This window comes from Ignavibacteriota bacterium, assembly GCA_016707525.1.
Taxonomy (GTDB): Bacteria; Bacteroidota; Ignavibacteria; order UBA10030; family UBA6906; genus JAGDMK01.
Map to the genome: position 1 here is coordinate 214,635 of JADJHP010000003.1, position 24,247 is coordinate 238,881.

24 protein-coding genes are annotated in these 24,247 nt (G+C 61.9%); 7 read left to right on the forward strand and 17 right to left on the reverse strand.

Going from position 1 to position 24,247, the window contains the following annotated elements; translation table 11 throughout:
- Positions 1–6 precede the first annotated feature (6 nt).
- The 4 genes from IPI01_07040 to IPI01_07055 are packed head-to-tail and all read left to right on the forward strand — an operon-like array spanning position 7 to position 3,575.
- Positions 7–507: a hypothetical protein gene (locus IPI01_07040; GenBank protein ID MBK7257547.1), complete on the forward strand. Its 501-nt coding sequence runs from the start codon at positions 7–9 to the stop codon at positions 505–507.
- Entirely contained in the window at positions 494–1,636 is a 1,143-nt protein-coding gene (locus IPI01_07045) for a HAMP domain-containing protein (GenBank protein ID MBK7257548.1), read from the forward strand. Before IPI01_07040 ends, IPI01_07045 begins: the two co-directional genes overlap by 14 nt.
- A complete protein-coding gene (locus IPI01_07050; GenBank protein MBK7257549.1) occupies positions 1,633–2,205 on the forward strand; it encodes an archaemetzincin family Zn-dependent metalloprotease in 573 nt (190 codons plus the stop codon). The genes IPI01_07045 and IPI01_07050 overlap by 4 nt, the downstream gene beginning before the upstream one ends.
- 5 nt (positions 2,206–2,210) lie before the next feature.
- Positions 2,211–3,575: a sigma-54-dependent Fis family transcriptional regulator gene (locus IPI01_07055; GenBank protein MBK7257550.1), complete on the forward strand. Its 1,365-nt coding sequence runs from the start codon at positions 2,211–2,213 to the stop codon at positions 3,573–3,575.
- 56 nt (positions 3,576–3,631) lie between these two features.
- Here the strand turns inward: IPI01_07055 and IPI01_07060 are convergent, their stop codons facing one another.
- The 8 genes from IPI01_07060 to IPI01_07095 form a co-directional block, all read right to left on the reverse strand.
- A complete protein-coding gene (locus IPI01_07060) occupies positions 3,632–4,465 on the reverse strand; it encodes a hypothetical protein (protein MBK7257551.1) in 834 nt (277 codons plus the stop codon).
- A 3-nt stretch (positions 4,466–4,468) separates the two neighbouring features.
- A complete protein-coding gene (nrfD, locus tag IPI01_07065) occupies positions 4,469–5,710 on the reverse strand; it encodes a polysulfide reductase NrfD (protein MBK7257552.1) in 1,242 nt (413 codons plus the stop codon).
- A 23-nt stretch (positions 5,711–5,733) separates the two neighbouring features.
- Positions 5,734–6,483: a 4Fe-4S dicluster domain-containing protein gene (locus IPI01_07070; protein MBK7257553.1), complete on the reverse strand. Its 750-nt coding sequence runs from the start codon at positions 6,481–6,483 to the stop codon at positions 5,734–5,736.
- 1 nt (position 6,484) lies between these two features.
- The gene (locus IPI01_07075) at positions 6,485–8,617 is read right to left on the reverse strand and encodes a molybdopterin-dependent oxidoreductase (protein MBK7257554.1); all 2,133 of its coding nucleotides are present in this window, start codon (positions 8,615–8,617) and stop codon (positions 6,485–6,487) included.
- A 12-nt stretch (positions 8,618–8,629) separates the two neighbouring features.
- On the reverse strand, positions 8,630–9,217 hold the full coding sequence (locus IPI01_07080) for a cytochrome c3 family protein (GenBank protein ID MBK7257555.1): 588 nt from the start codon (positions 9,215–9,217) through the stop codon (positions 8,630–8,632).
- A complete protein-coding gene (locus IPI01_07085) occupies positions 9,217–10,107 on the reverse strand; it encodes a hypothetical protein (protein MBK7257556.1) in 891 nt (296 codons plus the stop codon). Before IPI01_07085 ends, IPI01_07080 begins: the two co-directional genes overlap by 1 nt.
- Positions 10,108–10,202: 95 nt before the next feature.
- Positions 10,203–10,436 (reverse strand): hypothetical protein, encoded by a 234-nt coding sequence (locus tag IPI01_07090; protein ID MBK7257557.1) that lies wholly within the window; start codon positions 10,434–10,436, stop codon positions 10,203–10,205.
- Between the two features lie 532 nt (positions 10,437–10,968).
- Entirely contained in the window at positions 10,969–14,142 is a 3,174-nt protein-coding gene (locus IPI01_07095) for a DUF5107 domain-containing protein (protein ID MBK7257558.1), read from the reverse strand.
- Between the two features lie 205 nt (positions 14,143–14,347).
- On the opposite strand from IPI01_07095, the gene IPI01_07100 reads away from it, so the two are divergent.
- The 3 genes from IPI01_07100 to IPI01_07110 are packed head-to-tail and all read left to right on the forward strand — an operon-like array spanning position 14,348 to position 16,941.
- Positions 14,348–15,670, forward strand: a complete 1,323-nt coding sequence (locus IPI01_07100; protein ID MBK7257559.1) for a PAS domain S-box protein — start codon at positions 14,348–14,350, stop codon at positions 15,668–15,670.
- A complete protein-coding gene (locus tag IPI01_07105; GenBank protein ID MBK7257560.1) occupies positions 15,660–16,043 on the forward strand; it encodes a sensor histidine kinase in 384 nt (127 codons plus the stop codon). Before IPI01_07100 ends, IPI01_07105 begins: the two co-directional genes overlap by 11 nt.
- A 34-nt stretch (positions 16,044–16,077) precedes the next feature.
- Positions 16,078–16,941, forward strand: coding sequence for a sugar phosphate isomerase/epimerase (locus tag IPI01_07110; GenBank protein MBK7257561.1), 864 nt, complete (start codon positions 16,078–16,080; stop codon positions 16,939–16,941).
- Positions 16,942–16,987: 46 nt separating this feature from the next.
- Here IPI01_07110 and IPI01_07115 read toward each other — a convergent pair whose 3' ends face one another.
- The 9 genes from IPI01_07115 to hisZ are packed head-to-tail and all read right to left on the reverse strand — an operon-like array spanning position 16,988 to position 24,237.
- Positions 16,988–17,620 carry a bifunctional phosphoribosyl-AMP cyclohydrolase/phosphoribosyl-ATP diphosphatase HisIE gene (locus IPI01_07115; protein MBK7257562.1) on the reverse strand — a complete coding sequence of 211 codons (633 nt, stop codon included), beginning with the start codon at positions 17,618–17,620 and terminating at the stop codon, positions 16,988–16,990.
- A complete protein-coding gene (gene hisF / locus IPI01_07120) occupies positions 17,617–18,375 on the reverse strand; it encodes an imidazole glycerol phosphate synthase subunit HisF (protein ID MBK7257563.1) in 759 nt (252 codons plus the stop codon). The genes IPI01_07115 and hisF overlap by 4 nt, the downstream gene beginning before the upstream one ends.
- 13 nt (positions 18,376–18,388) lie before the next feature.
- On the reverse strand, positions 18,389–19,126 hold the full coding sequence (gene hisA, locus IPI01_07125; GenBank protein ID MBK7257564.1) for a 1-(5-phosphoribosyl)-5-[(5-phosphoribosylamino)methylideneamino]imidazole-4-carboxamide isomerase: 738 nt from the start codon (positions 19,124–19,126) through the stop codon (positions 18,389–18,391).
- Positions 19,123–19,731, reverse strand: a complete 609-nt coding sequence (gene hisH, locus IPI01_07130) for an imidazole glycerol phosphate synthase subunit HisH (protein ID MBK7257565.1) — start codon at positions 19,729–19,731, stop codon at positions 19,123–19,125. The genes hisA and hisH overlap by 4 nt, the downstream gene beginning before the upstream one ends.
- Positions 19,728–20,312 carry an imidazoleglycerol-phosphate dehydratase HisB gene (gene hisB, locus IPI01_07135; GenBank protein MBK7257566.1) on the reverse strand — a complete coding sequence of 195 codons (585 nt, stop codon included), beginning with the start codon at positions 20,310–20,312 and terminating at the stop codon, positions 19,728–19,730. Before hisB ends, hisH begins: the two co-directional genes overlap by 4 nt.
- Complete coding sequence (gene hisC, locus IPI01_07140; GenBank protein MBK7257567.1) at positions 20,309–21,367, reverse strand: histidinol-phosphate transaminase; 1,059 nt, start codon at positions 21,365–21,367, stop codon at positions 20,309–20,311. The genes hisB and hisC overlap by 4 nt, the downstream gene beginning before the upstream one ends.
- Positions 21,364–22,650 (reverse strand): histidinol dehydrogenase, encoded by a 1,287-nt coding sequence (hisD, locus tag IPI01_07145; protein MBK7257568.1) that lies wholly within the window; start codon positions 22,648–22,650, stop codon positions 21,364–21,366. Before hisD ends, hisC begins: the two co-directional genes overlap by 4 nt.
- Positions 22,637–23,272 (reverse strand): ATP phosphoribosyltransferase, encoded by a 636-nt coding sequence (locus tag IPI01_07150; GenBank protein MBK7257569.1) that lies wholly within the window; start codon positions 23,270–23,272, stop codon positions 22,637–22,639. Before IPI01_07150 ends, hisD begins: the two co-directional genes overlap by 14 nt.
- Positions 23,269–24,237 (reverse strand): ATP phosphoribosyltransferase regulatory subunit, encoded by a 969-nt coding sequence (gene hisZ, locus IPI01_07155; GenBank protein MBK7257570.1) that lies wholly within the window; start codon positions 24,235–24,237, stop codon positions 23,269–23,271. The genes IPI01_07150 and hisZ overlap by 4 nt, the downstream gene beginning before the upstream one ends.
- Positions 24,238–24,247: the final 10 nt, after the last annotated feature.

Sequence of the window (24,247 nt, forward strand, 5' to 3'; positions counted from 1 at the left end):
CGTCCCATGCTCCCCTTCCCCCGTAAACTCGCCCTCCAGTTGATGATCCCCCTCGTCGCATTCGTCCTGCTCGCAGGACTGGCGTCGGGATACGTCCATATGAAGACGCAGGAGAACCAGCTCCTCGCCACGATGATCACCGGGGCGGACCAGCTCTCCGGCAGCATCGCCAGTGCCACCTGGCACGCCATGCTCGCTGATCAGCGGGAGTCGGCGTACGAGATCATGCAGACGATCGCCCTCAAACAGGGCATCAAGCGGATCCGCATCTATAATAAGGAAGGGCGGGTGATGTTCTCGACGGTGGCCGGGGATACCGGCAGCGTCGACAAATTCGCCGAAGCCTGTTTCATGTGTCACGCTACGAACCGCCCGCTGGTGAAGGTCGATGTCCCTTCGCGGGCGCGGGAATTCCACACGACGGACGGGAAGCGCACCCTGGGTATCGTCACCCCCGTCTACAATGAACCCGCCTGCAGTAACGCAGACTGCCATGCTCATCCCTGAGGGGATGAGCGTCCTCGGCGTCATCGACGTCTCCCTGGATCTCACCACCGTGGATGAGGAGATCGCCGGCACGAGATCGAGGGTGATCCTCATTTCCGTTGCCCTCTCCATTCTGCTCTCCACCTTCATCATCGTCTTCACGCGCCGGTTCGTCCATGCCCCGATCCACCGCCTGATCGAAGGAACGCGTGCAGTGAGCAAGATGCAGTTGGACCGTCCGGTGCAGATCAATTCCAGCGAGGAGCTCGGGGAACTCGCGAATGCCTTCGATGTGATGCGGCTCCGGCTGAAAGAATCCATCGACCAGCAGAACCAGTTCGCGCAGAACCTGGAGACCAAGGTCGGGCAGCGCACCGAACAGCTTAAAGTGGCGCATCAGAAGCTGTTGCACTCCGACCGGCTGGCCTCGCTCGGACAGCTCTCCGCGAGCGTGGCGCATGAGATCAACAACCCCCTGTCGGGGGTGCTGAATCTGTCGATGCTCATGCAGCGCATCGTCGGAGAGAACGGCATCCCCGCCGAGCGCGTGCCGGAATTCCGGAAGTATCTCGGACAGGTGGTCACCGAGACGGCGCGGGTCGGCCGTATCGTCCAGGACCTGCTGGCATTCTCGCGTCGATCCAAGCCGCACCAGCGGACGAACGTGAACTTCAATGCGATCGTCAGTACCACCGTGAACCTGATCGGACACAAGCTGAAGCTCATGAACGTGGAGATGGACCTCCGGCTCGACGAGGCCCTTCCCCTCATCCATTGCGACGCATCCCAGATGCAGCAGGTCCTGATCAACCTGATCATGAACGGTGCCGAAGCGACGCAGGGGCGTCCCGCAGCAAAGGTCACCGTTTCCAGTGCGGTTGCGCCGTCGGGCACGGACCTTGTCCTCGAGATCCATGACACAGGCGAGGGGATCCGGCCGGAGCACATCGAGAAATTGTTCACGCCGTTCTTCACGACCAAGGGAGAAGGGAAAGGTGTGGGGTTGGGGCTCGCCGTGGTGTACGGCATCGTGAAGGACCACAATGGCGACATCGATGTCGAATCGAAACCCGACGTCGGGACCACGTTCCGGGTCGTTCTTCCCATCGGGTCCGAAGAGGTCCCGAACAAGCAGACCGCTGCCGGATGAATGCCATCGGGATGATCGCGATCGGTACGGTCGATCCGCCGCTCCTGACTGCGATCGCGGATGAAGTGCGCCGCACCTTCCGCCATCCGGTGTCCATGCTGCCACCCGCACCAGAGCCCGCCTTCGCCTTCGATGAGCGGCGGGGACAATACAGTTCGGTCCTGGTACTCCGGTCTCTGCTGGACCGGGTCCAGCCTTCGATGATCAGGATCCTGGGAGTGACAGCAAAGGACCTGTTCATCCCCATGCTCAGCTTCGTTCTCGGGCAGGCACAATTGAACGGGCGGGTCGCCGTGATCTCCCTTGCACGGCTGCAACAGCAATTCTATGGCTTTCCGCCTGATCCGGAGCTGCTGCAGGCGCGGGCCATCAAGGAAGCGGTCCACGAGATCGGACACACCTTCGGACTCACGCACTGCACCGATGTCCGGTGTCCGATGTCTTTATCCAACAACGTGCACCACGTCGATACCAAAGGGCACGTCCTCTGCACAGCGTGTGCAGCGGTCTTCAACGAACATCTCGATCATTTGCGCGCCGGAGATGACCCTCCGGGCGCGGCAGGATAACGCATATGACGACACACTGGCACATACTCGTGGTGGATGATGAAGAAGTGATGCGCGAATCGCTGGCCGCATGGCTGCGCGAGGATGGGTACACGGTGGACACCGCCATGTCGGGCACCATCGCCATCGACATGGCCCGGCAACGCGACTACGCGATCTACTTCATCGATATGAAGATGCCCGGGGGGATCGACGGCATCGAGACCATGATGGAGATCCGGAAGGTCCATCCGGAGGCGTCCATCATCATCGTCACGGCCTATGCCACGGTGGATACGGCGATCACGGCGATGAAAGAGGGGGCACAGGAATACATCGTGAAGCCGTGCAACCCCGAGGAGATCTCTCTGCTCGTCGGCCGCATCATCAAGGTGAAGAACCTCCAGCGGGAGAACTCGATCCTGCGGAAGAAACTCACGAAACAGTACAGTTTCCACGACGTGGTGAGCAGGAGCCCGGCGATGCTCGGGATCTTCGACCTGGTCCGCGACGTGGCCAGCCTGCGCAGCACTGTTCTGATCCGCGGCGAAAGCGGCACGGGCAAGGAGATGATCGCCCGCGCGGTCCATTTCTCCGGCGAACGCACAGGAAAGCCGTTCGTTGGGGTCTCCTGCGCCGCCCTGGCAGAGACACTCCTGGAATCGGAACTCTTCGGACATGAGAAGGGCTCGTTCACCGGGGCCGCAGCCCAGCGGAAGGGGAAGTTCGAGATGGCACACGGGGGGACGATCTTCCTGGATGAGATCGGCGACATCTCACCCAAGCTGCAGATGGACCTCCTGCGGGTGCTGCAGGAACGTCGGTTCTACCGTGTGGGCGGAACGGAAGAGATCGAAGTGGATGTCCGCGTCATCGCCGCGACACACGTCGATCTGGAACGGGCGGTGCGCGAAGGGAAGTTCCGGGATGATCTCTACTACCGCCTGAACGTCATCAGCATCAACCTGCCTCCCCTGCGGGACCGCCGGGAGGACATCCCGCTCCTGGCAGAGACATTCATCGAGCGCCTCTCGCATGAACTCGGAAAGGAGATCACCGGTGTCACCGATGGGGCCTTGCGCATCCTGATGAATTATGAGTGGCCCGGCAATGTGCGGGAGCTCGAGAATGCCATCGAGCGGGCAATGGTGACCGCGAAATCGAAGCTGCTGACCGAAGAGGATTGTGCGTTCATCGGGGCCAGGCCCACGGTGTCCGTGGACGAATGGACGATCCCGCCGAATATGACGCTGGAAGAGGCCGAGAACCGGATCATCAGTGCGACATTGCAGCGGACCCGGGGGAACATCACCGAGACGGCAGGCATCCTCGGGATCGACCGCTCCACGTTGTATGACCGGCTGAAGAAGTACAACATCCCGCGCCCGTGAAAAACAAATTATCCATTATCCATGATCCATGGATAATGGATAATTTCGCCTTCGCGTCAGGCTTGAAGAAGGATCGTTCCCCCCACACCGTCCCAATCGATCTCGGGGGCTTGCTCCGACATTTCATCCACGAGCTCCCCGCCGTCGGCGAGGCTGAATCCAACGCCGTTCGGTGAAAGGGCAAGTTCCAACCGTTCGATCTCGCGGACGATCCAGGGCCGGACCTCCGACCCGCGCAGCAGATGCGTGAGGTTCGCCTTCTCGTCCTTCGGCCGGATCTTGAGATACCAGCCGGCATCTCCCGTCCCCTGCTCCACCACCACGCCATCCATCGGCGCAAGGACGCGTAGCGAGGCCTTCCCTTTCTTCATCAACCAGCCGGTCCCCTGTGCGGAGATCACGGTGCCGACAGCGGGCAATTCCACCTGCTCCGGTTTCCCGATCATGCGCAGTGCCAGATCATCGAGGCCCACCGTGTAGCAGCCGTTCTCTGCCGGCTGCACCCACGTATGCCCGCGGTGATAGTACCGGTCGAGCGGCATGGCGAGGCCGTACACCGCCTGATCTGCCGTTGCCGGAGCGAGTTCCGGTGCCGTCTTCGCGAGGAACTGGGAATGGGCCGAGCACGTGCGACAATCGAATTCCTGATGGCATGTGCGGCTGGGAGTCTCACCGGTCATCTGGTGCCTGCACGCACGCGCGAACAACGGCAGGTCCTCGAACTCGGACATCCACTGCATCTTCTCAAGGGAAGTACCGCTCAGCGTGCGCCGGGTGCGGCGTATGGCGATGATCACTGTCGCTGCCACGACCACGATGACGCAGCCGAAGATGGTGAGGAACGCGATATGCATCGGCGTCCAATGAAAACCATAGATCCACGGGAACACGCTTCACCTCCACGATGATTGGCTGATGTCTTTTTCCTGGGGGAATAACGTCATATACCGGAACGATATCGAATACAGAAGCATTCCATAGGCGACCACAGCGAGGAACGTTGCCACTTCCTGCCAGCTGGGCATGTACGACAACACCGCATCGAACGGCAACGTCGGCAGTGCAAGGGTCTGGATCGTCATCACGAACCGGTTGAGCATGATCCCGGTGCAGACCATGAAGGCCGCGGTCACCAGGACCGCCGGGCGTTTGCGCAGGTTTCCGTTCAGCAGGAGGATCGCGGGGACCAGTCCGAAGACCACGATCTCGGCGAAGAGGATCCATGAACCGAACGAGCCGGCATTGTAGAACGAGAATGCGCTGAAACCGACCGCCGGCGAGGTGAAGTTCATCCACACGTAGGTATCGATGGCCTTGAGCAGGATATAGATGATCAGCATGATGCCCGAGATCTTGCCCAGCAGCCGGAAGACCTCCGGTTTGACCACGGTCTTGCCGCTGATCCGCTGGACCAGCCATGTGGTCACGAGCACGAAGCTCGGGCCTGCGGCCGCCGCCGAGATGACGAACAGATAGAAGGTTGACGGCCACAGACCCAATGTCTCACGGAAGGCGAACGGCCGCCCGTGCAACACGCCATACAATCCGCCGAGCGACCCCTGATGGAAGAAGGACAGGAACGTCCCGATCCCTGCGAGTACCGGCATGACCTTGTGCAACTGGAATTCAAACACCAGGAACCGGGGGATCTGACGGAGTTTCCTGTTCTTCAGAACGACCGGCACGTACTCGATGAGGAGAACGGTGAGGTAGCAGGTGAGACAGAACGTGACCTCGGCCAGCATGGAATGCGTATTCGGATGCCAGAACGTGAACCATGCACGCATCGGTTGTCCGACGTCCACCATCAGAACGAACACCGCACCACTATAACAGATGAGTCCGAGCACCACGGCGCTGTTGATCACCGCACGGAGTTCCTCGCGACGCAGGATGTAGAGCAGGAACCCTGTGAAGAACGCGCCGGCACCGAGCGCGATGACGGTGAGGTCGAGATAGATCCAGAGGCCGAACGCGAACCGGTTGTCCATGTTCGTATGAAACAGCCCCTGGGCCAGACAGAGATAGATGGCATAGACACCGACGCCGAACAGCAGCACCCAGGGGGCGAGCCATGCCAGGAAGTGTCCGAAGCTTGTCCGCTGCAATCCGCGCGGTATGAGTTGCTGATCCATGCTACGTGTTCCTTGTTTCGTGGTCAGACGGATTTCAACGATGCGGCCCGGTTCCGCACCCACTCCTTCGAGGAGTGATAGGAGACCTTCGATCCCGTGCCCAGCCGGGCGAGGAACCGGAAGCTGTGCGGGTGTTCGGAGAGCTTCGCCACCTCGCTGGTCTTGTCTTCAAGATCGCCGAACGTGATCGCCTTTGCCGGACATGCCGCAACGCACGCGGGGATGTACTCTGCTGGGTCGATCTCCCGCCGTCCCTCGGCAGCCGCCTTGGTCCGCGCCTGATGCAGCCGGCCGTGGCAGAAGTTGCACTTCTCCACGATACCGCGCATCCGGGGGGCCACATCCGGATTCATCGACCGTTCCATACCGGCCGGCCAGCTCGGATCCCACCAGTTGAAGTATCGTGCATGGTACGGACAGGCCGTCATGCAGTAGCGGCAGCCGAGGCAGCGCTGTGGCACCTGCCCCACGATGCCCGTCTCCGGGTCAAGGTCCACGGCATTCTGCGGACAGACGCTGACACACGGGGTCTCGTGTTCGCACTGCTGACACATCACGGGGACGAACACCTGATCGGTCTCCGGGAACGATGCATCATTGACCATCGTCGCCACGCGGAGCCAGGTGACGCCGGTACGCTCATTCGCTTTCTGTTCGGCGGGTGCCACATTGTTCTCGACAGCGCAGGCGATCATGCAGTTGCCACATCCGTTGCACCGATCGAGGTCGATAACCATACCATACCGCGATTTCAACATTGATGCGTGTTCCATGTTACGACACCTTTTCGATCGTTGCGTCAGTATAGCGCCACGTGCCATCCGGCCGGAGCGTGCAGAGCTCGAGCACTGCCGTCATGCCGAGTTCCTCCGATACCGGGGTCTGATTCGGAAGCGGCCCCACTGCGGCGCGGGCCACGCCCGGCATCACCGAAGCATCCACGTACACCCGGGCCTTCGCACTTCCCCGGGCCGTCTTCACCGTCACCATGCTCCGGTCCGCCACCCCGATCGCAGACGCCGTCGCGGGGTTGAGCAGCAACGACCCGCCTGCGGCCCGGAGGTTCGACTCCTGGAAGATCTTGCTCATGATCGGCGAGATGGCGCCGGTACTCAGGGCACCGCGCATCCCGAACGGTTCGAGGACGACATTCCTGCTGTCCGATGTGATCGGCCGCGTGGATTCCGCGACACCTGCTTCGGCATCCGCGGGAAGCAATGCAAAGCGTACTGCGCCGGGCTTCACGGCAGGAGATTCTCCGAGCCAGCAGCCGCCTGCGACCAGCGCGTCCCAGACCTCGCCGCCGCTGGCCATAGATGCCACCGCTGTCCGCACCGCGCCATCCGCACTCACGATGGTGCCGCGCTTCGCTGCGTGGAGTTCGTCCGCCCTGCGGCGGAGAAGTTCCTGTGTATCCTTGACCCCTGCATCGAACGAACCGGACACAGCGGTGAGGAACGCAACCGGATCGGTCACGTTGGTCCGCCCCGGAAGAAGCGGCGAGACCACCGCATACGACGTGACTGGAGCTCCGGGAACCGATGGCAGTTCTTCCCACCCTTCCAGTGCACCCGATGCGGGAATGAGATAGTCGGCCATGGACGACCGGACCGTGAGCGTCGGCCCGAGGAGCACCACCACAGAGGTATCCGGAACAAGTTTCTTCTCGAGCAGCCCCGCCGGGAATGCCTCACCGGACTCAGCTGCGTCCATGATCAGCACGCGGATGGATCGGTCGGGAACATCCTGGAGCCGCGTTGCCGGAACAACCGGAGTTGCGGCTTCGTCGCGGTACACGATCCCACCTTCGCGGCCCACAGTGCCGCACAGCAGGTTCAGGCCTGCGATGATCGACCGTGCCGCCTGCGGGAGAGAGCCGGCAGCGGCTTCGCCGCCGGAGAGGGCGATGGATGGGCCATGGGCGAACGCACGCGCGGCCTGCACGATCGCATCGGGTGCAACGCCCGCAAGAGCGGACACCGGGTGCGGATGATAGCGCATGACGAGCTCGCGATACGCTGCGAAGTCTGCGAAGGAACGCTCAGCGCCGGGAGCGTAGAGGGACTCTCTCACGATCACATTCGCGATGCTCAGCGCGACGGCGGCTTCTGTGCCGGGGCGGATCGGCAGCCACAGGTCTGCACCCGCCGCTGTGCGGGAGCGATGACTCTCGATCTGGATCAGCTTCACGCCCTTCGCGGCACGGTCGACGAACACGGCCTGTGTGCGGCCGGGCTGTCCCCAACCGTCCAGCACCGGGGCACCAAAGCTCAGGACCGTCCGCGTGTGCTCGAGGTCGAAGCCCGCATCCGGCATCGTCCCATTGCTGAGCGCCGCAAGCGACGTGATGGTCTCATCCGTGCCTGCGGGCGCGGTGATGTATGCATGCGAAGGATACGCGGCGAGGAATCTCTGGTACAATGCCGAGATCGCCCTGCCCGGGCGCTGGTCGAGCACGGCAACGGTCGCACCCGATGCCGAAGCAGAAGCAAGGGCTGCCCGAATTTGCGCGATCGCGTCCTGCAGTGCGATCGCGGTCAGGTGACTGTCCGCACCCTTCCCTGAGAACTGTTGCGGGCCATCAAGACGGAGCGAATGATACGGCATATGATGCGCAGCCAATCCGACAGGACACAACGCGCCCCCGCCAAGGGGATGGCCGGGCACCGCATCAAAGGCAAACGGTACACTGTTGACGCACCGCGCCCCGACGGCACATCCGGCCGGGCACAGGGTGCAGAATGTGGATCGCGTCGTCATCGCCCCGCGGGGCAGCGTGGGCGTCAGCGACCAGTTTTGTGTCCAGATCGAGGAGTCATCAAGAAGCTTCCACGGCAGCGGGGTGCACATGGTGCCGAGGATCGAACCGCCTGCGAACCGGAGAATATCTCTGCGAGTCAATTTCATTGTTTCTCTCATTCACTTATGACATGCAACACAGCCGTCCACCCGGTCCTGTTCAGCATGACACCGGACGCAGCGATCCATTTTCATCCCCTGCCAGGGTTCCGAGGGGATCCCGGAGATATTCGGCCCCCAGACATCGCGGCTGTAGCCGCTGATGCGGTTCACCTGGTACGGACGGAGCGTCGAATCGACGCCATGCGGGCCATGACACACCGGACATTCGATCTTCCCCTGGGTCACATGGGTCGCGTGGGAGAAGTACGCATTGTCCGGCTGACGCGAGTACACCTTCCACGGGATCTCACGGTTCGGGGTGATGAAATCATCCACCAGCCGTTTCTCGTTCGCCGAGGCGCCTATCGCCGTCGAGTGGCACTCGGCGCACTTGGCGATGACCGGTATGCCTTTGAAGCGGCCATCCGGCGCGAATTCGTGGCACATGTCGCACGACATCCCCGTCTCCTCCCGGGTATGGATATCATGGTTGAAGTTCATGGGCTGCGCCTCGCTCCGGTAGAGCGCAAGGGGGAACAGGAACCAGCCCACGACAAGTGCTGCGATGGCCCCACTCAGGAACACTATGACACCGCGATATTTCACTACGACTTCCTCCATCCCGCCAGCGGCGAGAAGAACTCGTTGAACAATTGGAGCAGTTGATCGCGCGAGAATAAGCGGGCGACCCCGGGCTGTGCGTTTCCGCCATCAGCCATCAGGACCATCCCCACCGGCGCGCTTGCACGCGAAAGGCGATGCACGAACTCCGCGACACGCCTCACTTCTTCTGTCATCCACCGCACCGCATCCCTTCCGGTGATCAGCCGCGAGGCTGCATCGGCTGCTGCAGTGTCGTTCGCCACATCGAGATCCGTCCCCTCGAACAACCATCCGTGCGTATACGGATCACTGAAGAGGCGCGATGGGTACGTGCGCAGAGCGGTATTGACGCCTGTGATCTGCATCTTCACGGGAAAGACAAGATGGACATCGGTACCGTTCACGGTGAAGACCGCGGTCGGACGCTGGATCCCTTGCGCCGTAACGAACGTGATCCGGTCGATCGAGCCCAACAAGCCCGCCAGGAACGCATCCACACCGATGTGGACCGTGCCATCCTCGCTGACCTCCGCCCACATATGATTCGCAGCATACAACAGGTCTTTCCTCACCAGCACGCCCTCCACCACCTCTTCTCCGGTGGTGTCCGCCGGATCATGGACTTCCGGCATCGGACCGGGGTGGGCGAACGCGAGAAAGAGCTCACAGTATCTGTGGCTCTCCGTGCCGCAATGAGAAAGGACCGCTTCACTGTACGGGATATACTTCGTCAGGGATGCCGCACCGCAGTACTGCACCAGGGAATCATGAAGGAACGGACAGTGTCCGATCGGCGCATCATCCTCGAGCAACGGTTTGGCCGCGGAGCAGTCGCGATATGCCTCCGACGTGCACCGCTCGGGAGCGGACTGGCCGGGCACTTGAGCGATCATCTTACGAACACTCGATGCCCGACAGGATTGTACCTGGGCTTCACGCAGGAATGGACAGCGCATGGCGTTGGCCTCTGGCTTTCAGGTCCCTGTGCTCAGCCGTTCTTCTTTTCGATCTTCTCGCCGCCATCGGCCATCGTGATGCCGAGGTCCGGAAGCACCAGCGTGTGGGGATCTTCATGACCGTACGAGCCTGCGGCCTTGCCCGACTTCGACCGTGCCTGCTTATAGGCGCCAATAGCAACGTACACGGCGGCTACGACTGCAACTGCCAGCAGCAACATGTTGGTGATGTTCTGCCACCCGCGGGGATCAGAGAAATCGAACATGGACGTTTCCTTTCAGCATGGGAGATGGGAATTACCTCAATTCGGTGACATAGGTTGCAAGGAGCGTGCCGGATCGGGACAATCGGGGCAAGTCAGCAGATTTCAATCGATTAGCAACAAACGACTCTCCATCTCCCTGCGCACAGAGATCAGAGTGTAGGCAATCCCCACACGCGTTGTCGGGAATTCCCACACCGGAGAGAAATAATCAAGGGGTCCGGCCGCGAGCGTTGCGATATTCTGCCGGAGCCCCTATATTGCGTCCCCTCCAGGCAATCCTCACGCCATTCCTGAACGAAGACGGCACTATGCAGCTCTTTTTGCGATTCCTCACGATCGTCGGCCTGACGTGCGTGACGCCCATCGGGGTCATCGGACGGACCGTTGTGGATCGGAGTCGATGTCCCGCCGGATATCACTCCCGGCAGCTACGCCGGCTCGATCGAAGTCCGCTTGGAAGGCGTCGAAAAAGAGGTACTCCTCTTCCGTCTCATCATCCTCGAACCCCGCAAACCATGATCCGGATATTCCCTCAGGGTATGCCGAGTGCATCAAGTGTGCTGCGCACGAGCCGGTACTCGGCATCGCCCGACCAGCGGTCCATCTCCGGCGGAGCGGTCGCTTCAAGCGCACGTGCTTCTTTTCCTTTACCATCGAGGAAGAACCGGGCCCACGCCTGAACAGCGTTCTGCGGAGCCGGTGGCGGCCAGGAACGAAGAAGGGCGCGGGCCGCTTCTTCCTTCCCTTCCTTTCGCATCGTCACGATCCCGATAACGTGCTGCACCCGGTCCATCCCGGCATGCTCCTGAGAGTATGCGATGATCTTGCGCCGGTACTCCTGTGCTCCCCGGACGTCGCCGGAGCGGTCGCAGGCCACAGCATCGATCAGATCTTCCACGCGGTCGTCGGTATCGTACGGCTTCCCTGCACCCAGACGTTCCGGCCACTCGCGGGCCTTCGCGAGAAGCATGTGCGCTTCTCCGGGGTTCCCACGTTTCAGGGCATCGAGGGCCGACATCACATAGACGAAGCGATAGGCCTCCCGTCCATATCGCGCTCCTTCGAACGGCAGGATGGCAAGTGTATCGAGGATCGCCCTCGCGCCGGCGTGTTCGCCGGTCATGATCATCGCCCGTGCCGATGCCAACTGAAGCGCATAACTCGCAGGGAACAACGCGGCGCCCACGCCGGCCACCTTTCGTGCTTCCGCGATCCTGCCGTTCGTCCCGTAGAACTCCGTGAGTGCCAGATGCGTCCGCCAATCGCCCCCGCCAAGCTCCACGGCCCGGCGAAGATCCGCCCCGGCATCCGCAACGCCCTTCCCTGCGAAGGATGCACGTGTAAGATAGAACGCCGGGAGGTCAGGCCGGGCCCCACATGCAGCGAACTCCTGCTGCGCAAGGTCGCGCCGCCCCCGGCTCCAGTACAGCAGGGCACGGTAGTACCGGATCTTCCAATGCGGGGTGACCGTAGCCGCCCATGCAAGCACAGGTTCGCTTTCGGACCGGAATGGGAACACGAAGGCGGCGCTCTCCTTCAGAGCAGCATCGAGCATGACGCGGGCATCGTCCGGCCGGCCGGTCTGCGCAAGGAGATATGCCGTCCAGAGCTGCACCAGAGGATGGGACGGCGATTCCCTGAGGACGGCGATCGCTTCGCCATGCGCTCCCAGGCCGATATATGTGGCCGCGATCTCCTGACACGATTCATGAGGGAACTCACCCCGGAGCCCATCCTTGAATGCCCTGAGATGGCGGGCGTCGGGAGAGGCCCGATAGGATTCCCAGCGAACGAAATGGTTCAGCGGATCCAGGGACCCGATCGAAGCGCGTGCCCGATCGGCAGCCATGGTGTCTCCCGTTATGCGGTACAGCACAGCAAGGACACGCAATGCACGCACGCACGTTGCGTCCGCAGTCAACGCTTGCCGGGCATACTCCTCTGCTTCTTTCATGATGCCGCGGATGAAGGCCATCTCCGCCAGCTGTACCGATGCCGCGGGGCGCAAAGCAGCCGAGCGGGCGGCGAACCCACATCCATCCTCCGCATCCGCATACCTGCCACGCAACCGTTGCACGAGTCCGTAGGCATAATTCGCCTCCGCATCATAGGCATCGATCGCCAGCGCACGGCGCGCGTATCCCAATGCAGCAGCAGTATCAAAGCGTCGGAGCGCAAGCTCGGCGGCACCACTCAGCGATGGAAGATGCGTGGGATCGGCCTTGAGTGACCGTTCGAAGCATGCATACGCTCCATCGTAGTCGCGCGCACGCATGCGCTCCCGGGCGTCCACAGAAAGCCCGTAGGCACTCGTCCAGTCGAAGGCCGGGGGCTGCAATGGACGTTCCAGAGGGTATGCCAGTTCGCCGTCGCTTGCATACGCGATCCGTGTCCCGACGTTGACCTCATAGGCGCGCACTGCCCCGGACAATGCAATATCATACGTGACGGCCTGCAGTGGGCGGAGGTGCAGCGCGTAGGCGCCGATGACCTTGCCATCGGCACGGACCATCAGCGAATCGTTGACGGGGCCAAACGGGCAGAATCCGATCTGGAGACGGCCGTCGGCGCGCCGCACATCCAGGGCACCTTCCTGATTCGCAGCGACCACATTCTGCAACCCCCGGAAGGGCATCCAGCATTCGGTGAACTGCTCGGCCGTTGAAGGGAGGAACGCCATATGTTTGAACGGCGTGAGATAGCTCTTCGTGGTCGGCTGATTGAAGTGCAGGCCCGACTGGATCTCCACATACTGGCCGTTGCCAAGATCGGGGTCCGTCAGCAAGTTGCGCCAGATCTCCCCTTCCCGCGAAAGACCCCAGATCCAGATCTTCTTTCCCGGCTTGTCCGTGTAGTGCGACCAGTGCAGCACCCCGAGATCCTTCGAACCCCACCTGGCGCCGAAGAAGTCCGTGTTCTTTCCGAGCACATGGTAGGATTTGTACGAGCCGAAGTTGTTGTTCCTGTACTTTGTGATGTCCCTGCCCTGCGGGTCGAAAGGCCAGGCACCCACCTCTCCGTCGTGGCCGATGAACGCACTGCCCGGGTAGATGAACTCGAGATCCTCGCCGGCATCCGCTGCACCATTCATCCAGTGATAGCGGCTCGTGGAAAGATCGGTGGGGTTGTACCAGAACGACCGGGTCTCCACATATGCACGATCCGCAGGAAGACGTATCTCCACCCGCCATTCCGTCCGGGATGCGAGGTCCATGGTACCGACGACACAACTCACGCTTCCATCCGGATTCGAACGGGTCAGATAGTCCACGGGTGAGGCCGTCGTGGGGGCATGACCGAGGTCGCCGAAATTGAACTCCACCCCGCCCGAGGTCCACGGGCCGCGCATCGCGATCTCTCTGAATTTGATCACATTGTTGAAGTAGAGAAAGGGGAGCCCTGACCCCTTTTCATACGCGCCGAGGATCTTTCCGCCCATCTGTGGAGCAACAAGGACGCGTATGTATTGATTCTCGAGCGTGATAACATTCCAGGTACGGGTGACCGGGGACGCGGTGTACCCCTGAAAGCGGAAGTACGGATAGATCGCGCCCGGATGCCCGACGGGATCGGGATCGGAGTAGGGATATGTTCGGAACGACTGTTCGGTTTCCGTGACCGTTGCTTGCTGCACCTGGGCGGAGAGGGGGAGAAATGTGGCCAGGATGGCCACAACGGACACTTTCAGGGTTCGGGAGAGAGTCATGGTACCCACACATGGAAGGGTTGATCGTTGCCGTTAAGGCTGCTGGGAGATAAGATAGAAGAAAGGGCGAGAGACTCAAGGAGGGCATTCTCCAGGGTATTCTCCAGTCCGTCCGGGTGATTGCTTTTCCAATGGACTCTGTGTATCATTGCGTGACCGGAACAGTCCTCCGAACCATGTGGATCCAGCCTGCCCAAGTGATGCAGTGACAGCGACGGACAACAATACCGCTTCCGGCCGCGCGCCGAAACGCCCCCCCGACTTTCTTATCTCGATCGTGGTCAGCATGGCCGTATGGACGACCGCTGTCTCGATCGCCGTGTACGTCGATTATCTTCATTACTACGAAGCCTTTGCCCGGTCGTCGAGGTCTGCGTACCCTCATTGGGAGTTCCTGGCAACGGAGGTCCCGGGATATTTCGGGCTCTGGCTCATCGGGATCATCTCGATGACGGTCATGCGGTTCAGGCTCCGCCGCTACCTGGACTCTCTCGAGTCCGCCAACGCCCACCTCGCAGCTGACCGGGTGCGATTGGAGAAAGCCGAGTCCATCGCGTCATTCGGCAGTTGGGAATTGGACCTGCGGGATAAGAGTTTTCACGGATCGCAGGGGGCAGCAGCGATCTACGGCCTCGAGCACAGCACCTGGTCCATTCCATTGGTGCAGAGCGTCCCCTTGCCGGAATACAGGCCGGCCCTCGACAAAGCTCTTGCCGATCTTCTCGCCGGGCAGGCACCGTACGATATCCAATTCAAGATCCGCAGGCCGAGTGACGGAAGCATCCGCGATATCCACTCCGTGGCGATGTATGACAGGTCCGCCCAGCTCGTGACCGGCGTGATCCATGACGTGACCGAGTACAACGCCGCGCAACGGCAGATACACGAAAGTGAACAGCGGTACAAGCTGCTCGCGGACAACGCCATTGATGTCATCTGGACAACAGACCTGCAAGGACGCTTCACGTACGTCTCGCCCTCCATCCTCCAGCTGCGCGGGATCACGCCGGAAGAAGGATTGCAGACCTCGATCGAAGACGCGATCACTCCTGCATCCCATGCCATCGTGCACCGGGCGATCCGGGGAGTGGTACGGGATGCGCTGGCGGGCAAGAATTCCGAACCCGTGTATCTCGAGGTCGAACAACCCCGCAAGGATGGGTCCACGGTGTGGACCGAAGTAACGACACGTGTCATCTTCGGTGACCACGGCCAACCCCTCGGACTCCTCGGGGTTTCGCGCGATGTCTCCCTCCGCCGTGCATACCGGGAGCAGCTCGAAATGTCGTTGCGCGACAAGGACGTGCTCCTCCGCGAAGTGCACCACCGCGTGAAGAACAACCTGCAGGTGATCAGCAGCCTCCTGAACCTCCAGGCGGATTCGTACAACGACCCGCAGGCCCGGGCTCTCCTCAAGGAAAGTCAGCAACGCATCCGGTCCATGGCACTCGTGCATGAAAAGCTGTATCGCTCCCCCGCATGTGTCGGACATCGATTTCCCGGACTATCTCACGACCATGACCCATGAGCTTCTCCGTTCATCCGGCAATGGGAAGGTCGCCACGCACGTGACCGGTGATGCGATCCGTCTGGATATCGAAAAGGCGATCCCTGCCGGGCTCATCGTGAACGAACTTCTGACCAATTCCCTGAAGCATGCCTTCCCCCCCCACATACGCGATGGCCGGATCACGGTCTCGGTGCGACGGGATAGCGCCGGACGGGTAGAGCTTACCGTGGAGGACAACGGCATCGGGATGCCGCCCAATCTGAAGTTCGCGGAGATGCGGACGATGGGCATGACCGTCATCCACGGACTGGCGGTCCAGCTTGATGGCGCGATCAGCATCCTCCCTGGGCCCGGGACCAGAGTTCAGCTTCGCTTCCCTTCCGGGCAATGAACCCCTGACACACGAACAACACTCCTATCCGATCATGCTCTACGGTGCACACTGTTACCTGCTCACGCCACGCTGGGGAGACGACCAGCTGCGGCATCTCGACACTGCCCATGCACTGGGGCTCGACATGTTCGAGCTTTCGGTCGGCGACGATATTCACTTCGATCACCAGCGGACGGGCCGTCATGCCCGTGAGCTCGGGCTCCATCTGCTCGTTGGCCCGGGCGGCACATGGCCGATGGAATGTGACATGTCTTCGGAATCCGCCTCCGACCGCGCGAAAGGGCTCGACTGGCACAAACGGGTGGTGGATATCACCGCCGAAGTGGGGGCGGCCGCCTATGCCGGAGCGATGTACGGCCATCCCGGCATGGTCAAGCGGCGCCGGCCACCGGCCGATGAGTTCAACCGCACAGCGGAAGGGCTGCACACGCTTGCGGAATATGCCGCAGAACGGAATGTCCTGCTGGCGATGGAACCGATGAGCCATTTCCGGACCCACATGGTCAATACGCCGGCACAGGTGCTGAAGCTCATCGCCCTTGCAGACAACCACCCCGCATTGCGAGTGCTTTTCGACACGTATCATCTGGTGACCGAGGTCCGCGACTACGCATCTGCACTCAGGCTCCTCGGCGATAGGCTGTTCGCCATTCATGCATGTGAGAACGACCGGGGAAAACCGGGAGGCGGGCTCATTCCCTGGCTCACGGTCTTCAAGGCATTGCGGGAGATCGGATTCAAGGGGTACGTCGGATTGGAAGGGTACAACTCGGGGATCGGGGATTTCGCATTCGAACGGGGGATGTTCCACGACGTGTGCCCGGACGGCCGGGCATTCATTGCCGAAGGTATCGCCTACCTCCGGTCCGTGGAGCGGGAAGCCGCCACGGAGTGAGTGAAGCGCAACGGGCCCGTGCTGCGGGCCCGTTGTCATTCCATGATCACTTTCCCCCGCGTCGTTCGCCGAGCTTTCCGGCGATATCGGCGAGGGAGACGCCCTCCACTTCCATCATCACGAGAAGGTGATACAGAAGATCCGCCACCTCCCAGGTGATCTCCACCGGCGCATGATTCTTCGCTGCGATGATCACCTCGCCTGATTCCTCCCCGACCTTCTTCAGTATCCGGTCAAGTCCACCCTCGAGCAGCTTCGTCGTGTAGGATCCCTCCGGCCTATCGATGTTCCGTTGATGGATCACGCGCGCCACCGCTCCGAGCACCTCGCCGAGCGCGAACTCATGAGTGCCTTCTGCCTCCGGCCGGAACTTCTCGAAGAAACAGGAATACGCACCTGTGTGGCAGGCGGCACCGGTCTGCAGCACCCGCACCAGGATCGTGTCGCCGTCACAGTCGAGCGACATCCCCGTCACCTTCTGCGTGTGTCCCGAGGTCGCCCCCTTATGCCAGAGTTCGCCCCGGCTCCTGCTCCAGAAATGTGTCTCGCCGGTAGCAATGGTCTTGTCAAGGCTCTCACGGTTCATGTACGCGAGCATGAGCACTTCGCCGCTGAGGGCATCCTGAACGACAGCGGGGACAAGCCCGCGTTCATCGAAACGTACCTTGTCTATGGTCATCGTACCGACACTCCTTCCGATCGGAGATACAATTTCAATTGCGGAATGGTGAGAGCGCGTGTGTGAAAGAGGGACGCAGCAAGCACGGCGCTGGCGCCGCCATCCATGAGCCCTTCGGAGAAGTGCTCGAGTTTGCCGGCACCTCCTGAGGCGATCACGGGGATGCGGACGCGTGAGGTCATCGCCTGGAGGAGTGCGATGTCGTACCCGGATTGTGTGCCATCGCGGTCCATGCTCGTCAGCAGGATCTCCCCTGCCCCGCGTTTCTCCACCTCCATCGCCCAGGCGAGCGCGTCCAGGCCCGTGGCCTGATGGCCACCGTAGATGAAGACCTCCCATCCATTGCCGTCCGCCTTGCGGCGTGCATCGATGGCGGCAACGACACACTGCGACCCGAAGCGTGCAGCGGCCTCTTCAATGAGCACGGGGCGTTGAACCATCGCCGTATTCAGACTGACGCGGTCGGCGCCGGCATTCAGCATTGCGCGCACGTCCTCCGCGGTGCGGATCCCGCCACCCACGGTGAGCGGGATGAAGAGCACATCGGCGACCGATTCCACCACAGCAAGGATGCTGCGGCGCTCTTCACGGGAGGCGGTGATGTCGAGGATCACGAGCTCATCCGCCCCTTCGTCGTTGTAGAACCGGGCGTGGGCAGCGGGTTCACCCATCTCGCGCAGGCCGACGAAGTTCACACCCTTGACGACGGTGCCATTGCGGACATCCAGACATGGAATGATGCGTTTGTGCAGCATGGTCGTTCCCGGGTCAGGAGTGATAGCCGGCCGCGAGTGCCAGGAGTGCGGGAAGCGTCACGCGGCGTTCATACAACGCCTTCCCGATGATCACACCGGAGACCGCAGGGTTCCGGAGTTCGAACAAGGCGCGGACATCCTCCTCGGAAGAGACCCCGCCCGAAGCGATGACATGCATGCCCGTCTCCGCGATACGGACGAGCGTTGCGGTATCCGGCCCGGTCAGCATCCCGTCGCGGGCAACATCGGTAAAGAGTACTTCACGCACACCCTTTTCCAGCAGTCCCCGGACGAACACCACGACATCGTGTGCGGTCACGTCCGTCCACCCCCGCGTGGCGATCTTTCCATCCTTCGCGTCGACAGCAACAATGGTCCGCTCCGGCCCGCACAGCTTCATCATTTCATCGAACAGCGGAGGGTCCTCAACGGCGACGGTCCCGAAGACGAGCTTTGCAGCGCCGGCATCGAGGGCGAGGCGCACCGACTCCATGGAGCGGAGGCCCCCGCCATACTGCACCGGATAGGGGCTCAGCGCCGCGGCTTTCCGGAGGATCTCCAGATGATCCGATGACCTGCCGAATGCGCCATCCAGATTCACCATATGCAGCCGCTGTGCCCCTCCCGCGAACCAATCGCGGGCCACCGACACCGGGTCGCTGGAGTATTCCGTCGTTGCGGCATCTTCCCCCTGGCGAAGGCGGACACATTTGCCGTTCTTCAGGTCGATCGCCGGAATGATATCCATCATGCGTGTGCCTTTTCCTTGTCGAATGCCGCGAACCGCCGGAGAAGCTCGATCCCGGCCGCCTGCGATTTTTCCGGATGGAACTGCACCCCGAAGACGTTCTGCTTCTCGACAACCGACGTGAAGGTCACGCCATACTCCGTTGTGCCTACTGCTGCGGGGGTTGCACCGGCGTGGAACGAGTGGACGAAATAGAAGCACCCACCATCCGGTGCCAGAAGGGTTGACGGTGCCACGGGAAGGACATCGTTCCACCCGATATGCGGGACCACCAGGGTGGTACGGAAGCGCACGATGCTGCCGGGGATCAGGCCAAGGCCCGCCGCCCCGGGAGATTCTTCACTGTCCTGAAAGAGCAATTGCATCCCGAGGCAGATGCCGAGCATCGGCTTCCCGGAAGCGGCATGCTCCAGGATCGGCCCGCGCAGCCCGAGCCCGTCGATGCGTGCCACCGCTTCGCCGAACGCACCGACACCGGGAAGGATCACTACCGTCGCCTGCCGGACCGCCTCCGGGTCGGGCGTGACCAGTACCTCGCAGCCGAGATGTTCCAGGGCCCGGCGGACATTCCGGAGATTGCCCATCCCGTAGTCGACGACCGTGATCATAATGCTCCCTTCGTGGACGGGATGTCGCTCCCTCCCGTCAGCCGCACCGCCTGGCGCACTGCCCGGCCGAACGACTTGAAGATCGCTTCCGCCTGGTGGTGCGCGTTGTCGCCGTACAAGAGCGCGACGTGCAGGTTCATCTTCCCCTCCGAGGCGATGGCTTGAAAGAACTCCTTCACCATCTCCAGCGCGAAGCCGTTGATCATCTCGCGCGAGAAACCGGCATGGAAGACCAGATACGGCCGGCCGCTGAGATCGATCACCGTGCGTGCCAGCGCCTCATCCATGGCAACGAACCCCGCTCCAAAACGCTCGATACCACGCTTCTCGCCGAGCGCCTCCGTCAACGCTTTCCCGATGCAGATGCCGACATCCTCAACAAGATGGTGCTCGTCGATATGCAGATCCCCCTTCGCCCGGAGCACCATCCGCATATTCCCGTGTTTGGCGATGTGTGTCAGCATGTGATCGAAGAATCCCACGCCGGTCGCGATCTCCGGAGGACCGGGTTCATCTAGCCAGATCTGGAGATCGATGTCCGTCTCGGAGGTCTTCCTGACGATGTGCGATGTGCGGCTCATAGGACCTCCACGAGCGCGTTCAGCATGGCGGTGTTCTCCCCGGGTGTACCGATCGTGACGCGGAGTGCCCTGTCGAGCATGGGATACGACGAGACGTCGCGGATCAGGATCCCCTTGTTTGCAAGGTGCTGGAATACCTCTTTCGGCGTCTTCCGATCCAACTCCATCAGGAGGAAATTGGCTTCCGACGGGTGCACGGTGACGCCCGGAAGGGCCGCAAGGGCGTGGCGCACGCGCTCACGTTCGTCCAGGATCTTCCCGATCCAACCGCGGATCGAATCCCACCGGCGTATGAACACTTCGGCTCCTATGAGTGTGAAGATATTCACACTGTAGGGGAGTTTGATCTTGTTGAGCTGGACGGCCAGTGCGGGTGCCACCAGCGCATAGCCGAACCGGAGCCCCGCGGCTCCCATGGCCTTCGAGAACGTCTGCAGCACCACGAGCCTGTCATACCGGGTGATCAGGTGATGCAGCGAGCCCGGCGAGAAGTGTACGTAGGCCTCATCGAGGACAACGACACCCTCCGTCGATTCCAGGACACGTACGACATCGGCTTCCTGGAGATAGGTCCCGGTGGGATTGTTCGGCGAACACAACACGATCATCGCGGCCTTCGTCTCCCGTGCCGCGGCAATGATGCCATCGATGTCATAGCGGAACGTCCGGTCCATCATCACTTCGCGGACGTCGGCTCCCAATCCACGCGCGAGGAGCTTGTAGAGCGTGAATGTGGGCTGACTGATCACGACGGTTGTGCCGCGTTCCAGGATCGACATGAACAGGAGCTGCAGCAGGTCGTTGGATCCGTTGCCCAGGAGCGTGCCCGCGGGTTCCCACCCGGCAAAACCCGCAACGAGGTCGATCTGCTCCTGCGGGATGAACGCCGGGTACCGCGACCAGTGTGCCGCGGCCAGCCGTTCGAGGACCTCCTTCTTGATCTCTTCGGGGAGCTCGTACGGGTTCTCGTTCTGGTTCAACTTCACCGTATGCGGATACTGTGCGAGATGATACTCGGCGAGGCCCAGGATCTCAGGACGGACGAGCGGTTTCATCGTTGTTTCCTCCGGATCGCCATCGACGCGGCGTGGCCCGCGAGCCCTTCGGCCCGGGCCAGCGTTTCGCCATAGGGTGCGAGTTTCATGAAATGTTCCTTCGAGCATTCGATGACATTGCTGAACGTGAGGAAATCCATCACATTCAAGGCGGAGCTGAACCGCGCCGTGCCGGATGTCGGCAGGGTGTGGTTCGGGCCTGCGACGTAGTCGCCCAGAGCCTCGGTCGCCCAGCGTCCGACGAAGATCGCACCGGCATGACGGATATCGCGCGACACCTTCCGTGCGTTCCGCGTGACGATCTCCAGGTGCTCGGGGGCGATCGTGTTCGCCAGTTCCACAGCGACCTTCACCGACGGGACCACGATGATACGGCCGTTCTGTTCGAGTGAGGTACGCGCGATGAGCGAACGTGCCGCGCTTTCGAGTTGTGTCATCACCTCAGCCCCGATCCGGCCGGCCAGGTGGCGGGACGTGACAAGGCAGAGCGCGGTCGCATCCTGGTCGTGTTCGGCCTGCGCGATGAGGTCCGCGGCCACGAAGGATGGATCGGCGGTCTCATCCGCGATCACCACCACTTCCGTGGGCCCCGCGATCATGTCGATGCCCACGGTGCCATAGACGAGCTTTTTCGCGGCAGCCACATAGGCATTGCCGGGACCCGTGATCTTGTCCACCGCACGGATCGTCGCCGTGCCGAACGCAAGTGCCGCCACCGCCTGTGCGCCACCGATGCGGTAGATCTCCGTCACGCCGCATTCCGCGGCGGCAACGAGGACGGCGGGAGAGAGGCTGCCATCCTTCCCTGCCGGGGTGACCATCACGATCTCGTTCACGCCGGCGATCGATGCGGGGACGGCATTCATGATCACCGTCGACGGATACGCCGCCTTTCCCCCGGGAACATAGATACCCACGCGCCTGAGCGGTTTGAAGCGCTGCTCGAGCCGGAGGCCGGCGTCGTTCATCGACCATGACTTCGGCATCTGCCTTTTGTGATACCGGGCAACATTCGTACGGGCTTTCCGGAGCGCACGGAGCAGCTCTGCCGGCACGGCCTTGTAGGCAGCGCGGACCTCCGCATCGGTCACACGCATGCCGATCTTCTCGATATCCGGACAATCATAGGTGCGGGTATACTGCAGCACGGCAGCATCGCCGTCCCGTTCGACGGCGGTGAGGATCTCCTGTGCGCGGCCGATGACCGCGGGGTCGAGGGTATGTCGGCGGCGGAGAAGGGTGCGGACCGCGGCCTCGTCGTCGTTGAACTCAAGGATGCGCATAGATCACCTTGTCCAGTGATGTGATGAGCTTCCGAACGGCCGCATTGCGCGTCTTCATCGCCGTGCGGTTCACAACGAACTTCGCGCTGACCGGAGCGATCTCTTCGACGATCCCGAGGCCGTTCTCCTTGAGCGTCCGGCCGGTCTCCACAAGATCCACGATCGCATCCGCCAGCCCGAGGATCGGTGCGATCTCCACGGAGCCTTCCAGCCGCACGATATGTGTGTGCTGATGGCGCGCGGAAAAGAAACGTGTAGCGGTGCGCGGGTACTTCGTTGCGATGCGCAGATGGTCCAGGGCAGTGAGGTCGGATCCTTCGATGGCCGCGACGGCAAGCCGGCAGAGGCCGATGCGGAGGTCCAGCGGCTCATTCACATCGCATTCGAGTTCGCGGAGCACATCGCTCCCGACGATCCCGGCATCCACCGCACCCGACTCGACATAGACCGGGACATCGGCTGGTTTGAGGGCGACGAATTCATACTGCCCGCCCTTGTCCATGAAGGTGAGCTTCCGGCTCCCTACTCCGCCGTCGGTATCCACCCCTGCCCGTTGCAGAAGGCCGATGGCAGCATCGAAGAGCCTGCCTTTCGGCAGCGCGATCAGCAATGTCGATCTCATCGCCCCTCCAGAATGCTATCCATCGTCAGCGAGAACCCGACGGCAGGCGAATCGCCGCCGAATGCGCGGAAGAGTGTATCATAACGGCCGCCCGTGCCCAACGGACTTCTGCGGGCAGGGCTCAACAGGGTGAACATGATACCGGTGTAGTATTCCATCTCGTCGATCTCGGTCAGGTCGAACACCAGGCGCTCCGCGTGTGGTGCGAGCGTTGCCGCGAGCTGCTGCAGGTGCGTGATCGCGGCACGGGATTCGGCATCGGTGAGCACGCCGGCGGCTTCTTCGAGGACCTCGGGGCCGCCGATGCACCGCGCAAGCACATGGACCTGTTCCCCGATCGCCGCCGTCACGCCCAACTCTTCGAGGTGGGTGGCAAGCGCACGTGCATCTTTGTGATCGATCTCGGATGCCAGGCGCTCGCGGGCCGTCTCCGGCAGGTTCGCGGCGTTCAGTATGCCCCGGAAGATGCCGGCATGGTTGATGTGCACGGAGGCGCTGGACATGCCGACAGCATCCAGGTTCTCGAGTGCGAGGGAGATCATTTCCGCATCGTGCGCGAGCGTGCTGCCGCCGATCAGCTCCGCGCCGACCTGCCAGAATTCCGCATACCCCCCTTTGCGGGGTTCCACGCGCCGGAAGACGTTCCCGCTGTACCACAGGCGCATCGGTTCTGCGCCGGGCGTGATGCGGGGCGCGACCATGCGTGCGACGGCAGGCGTAAAATCCGCACGCAGTGCCAGCAGGCGGTCCTCACGGTCCAGAAACTTGAAGGCACGTTCGGAGATGACCTGGTTCCCGCGGGTGTACATATCCAGGAATTCGATCCCTGACGGGAGCACCTCACGGTACCCGCGCGCGTCAAAGATCGCCGCCAGCCGTGCATCGGTCTGCCGGCGCCGGGCCGCATCCTGCGATGCCAGATCCCGGAAGCCGGGGGGCAGTGCTGAAGCTGATAATGGTGTCATGTTCCCTCTG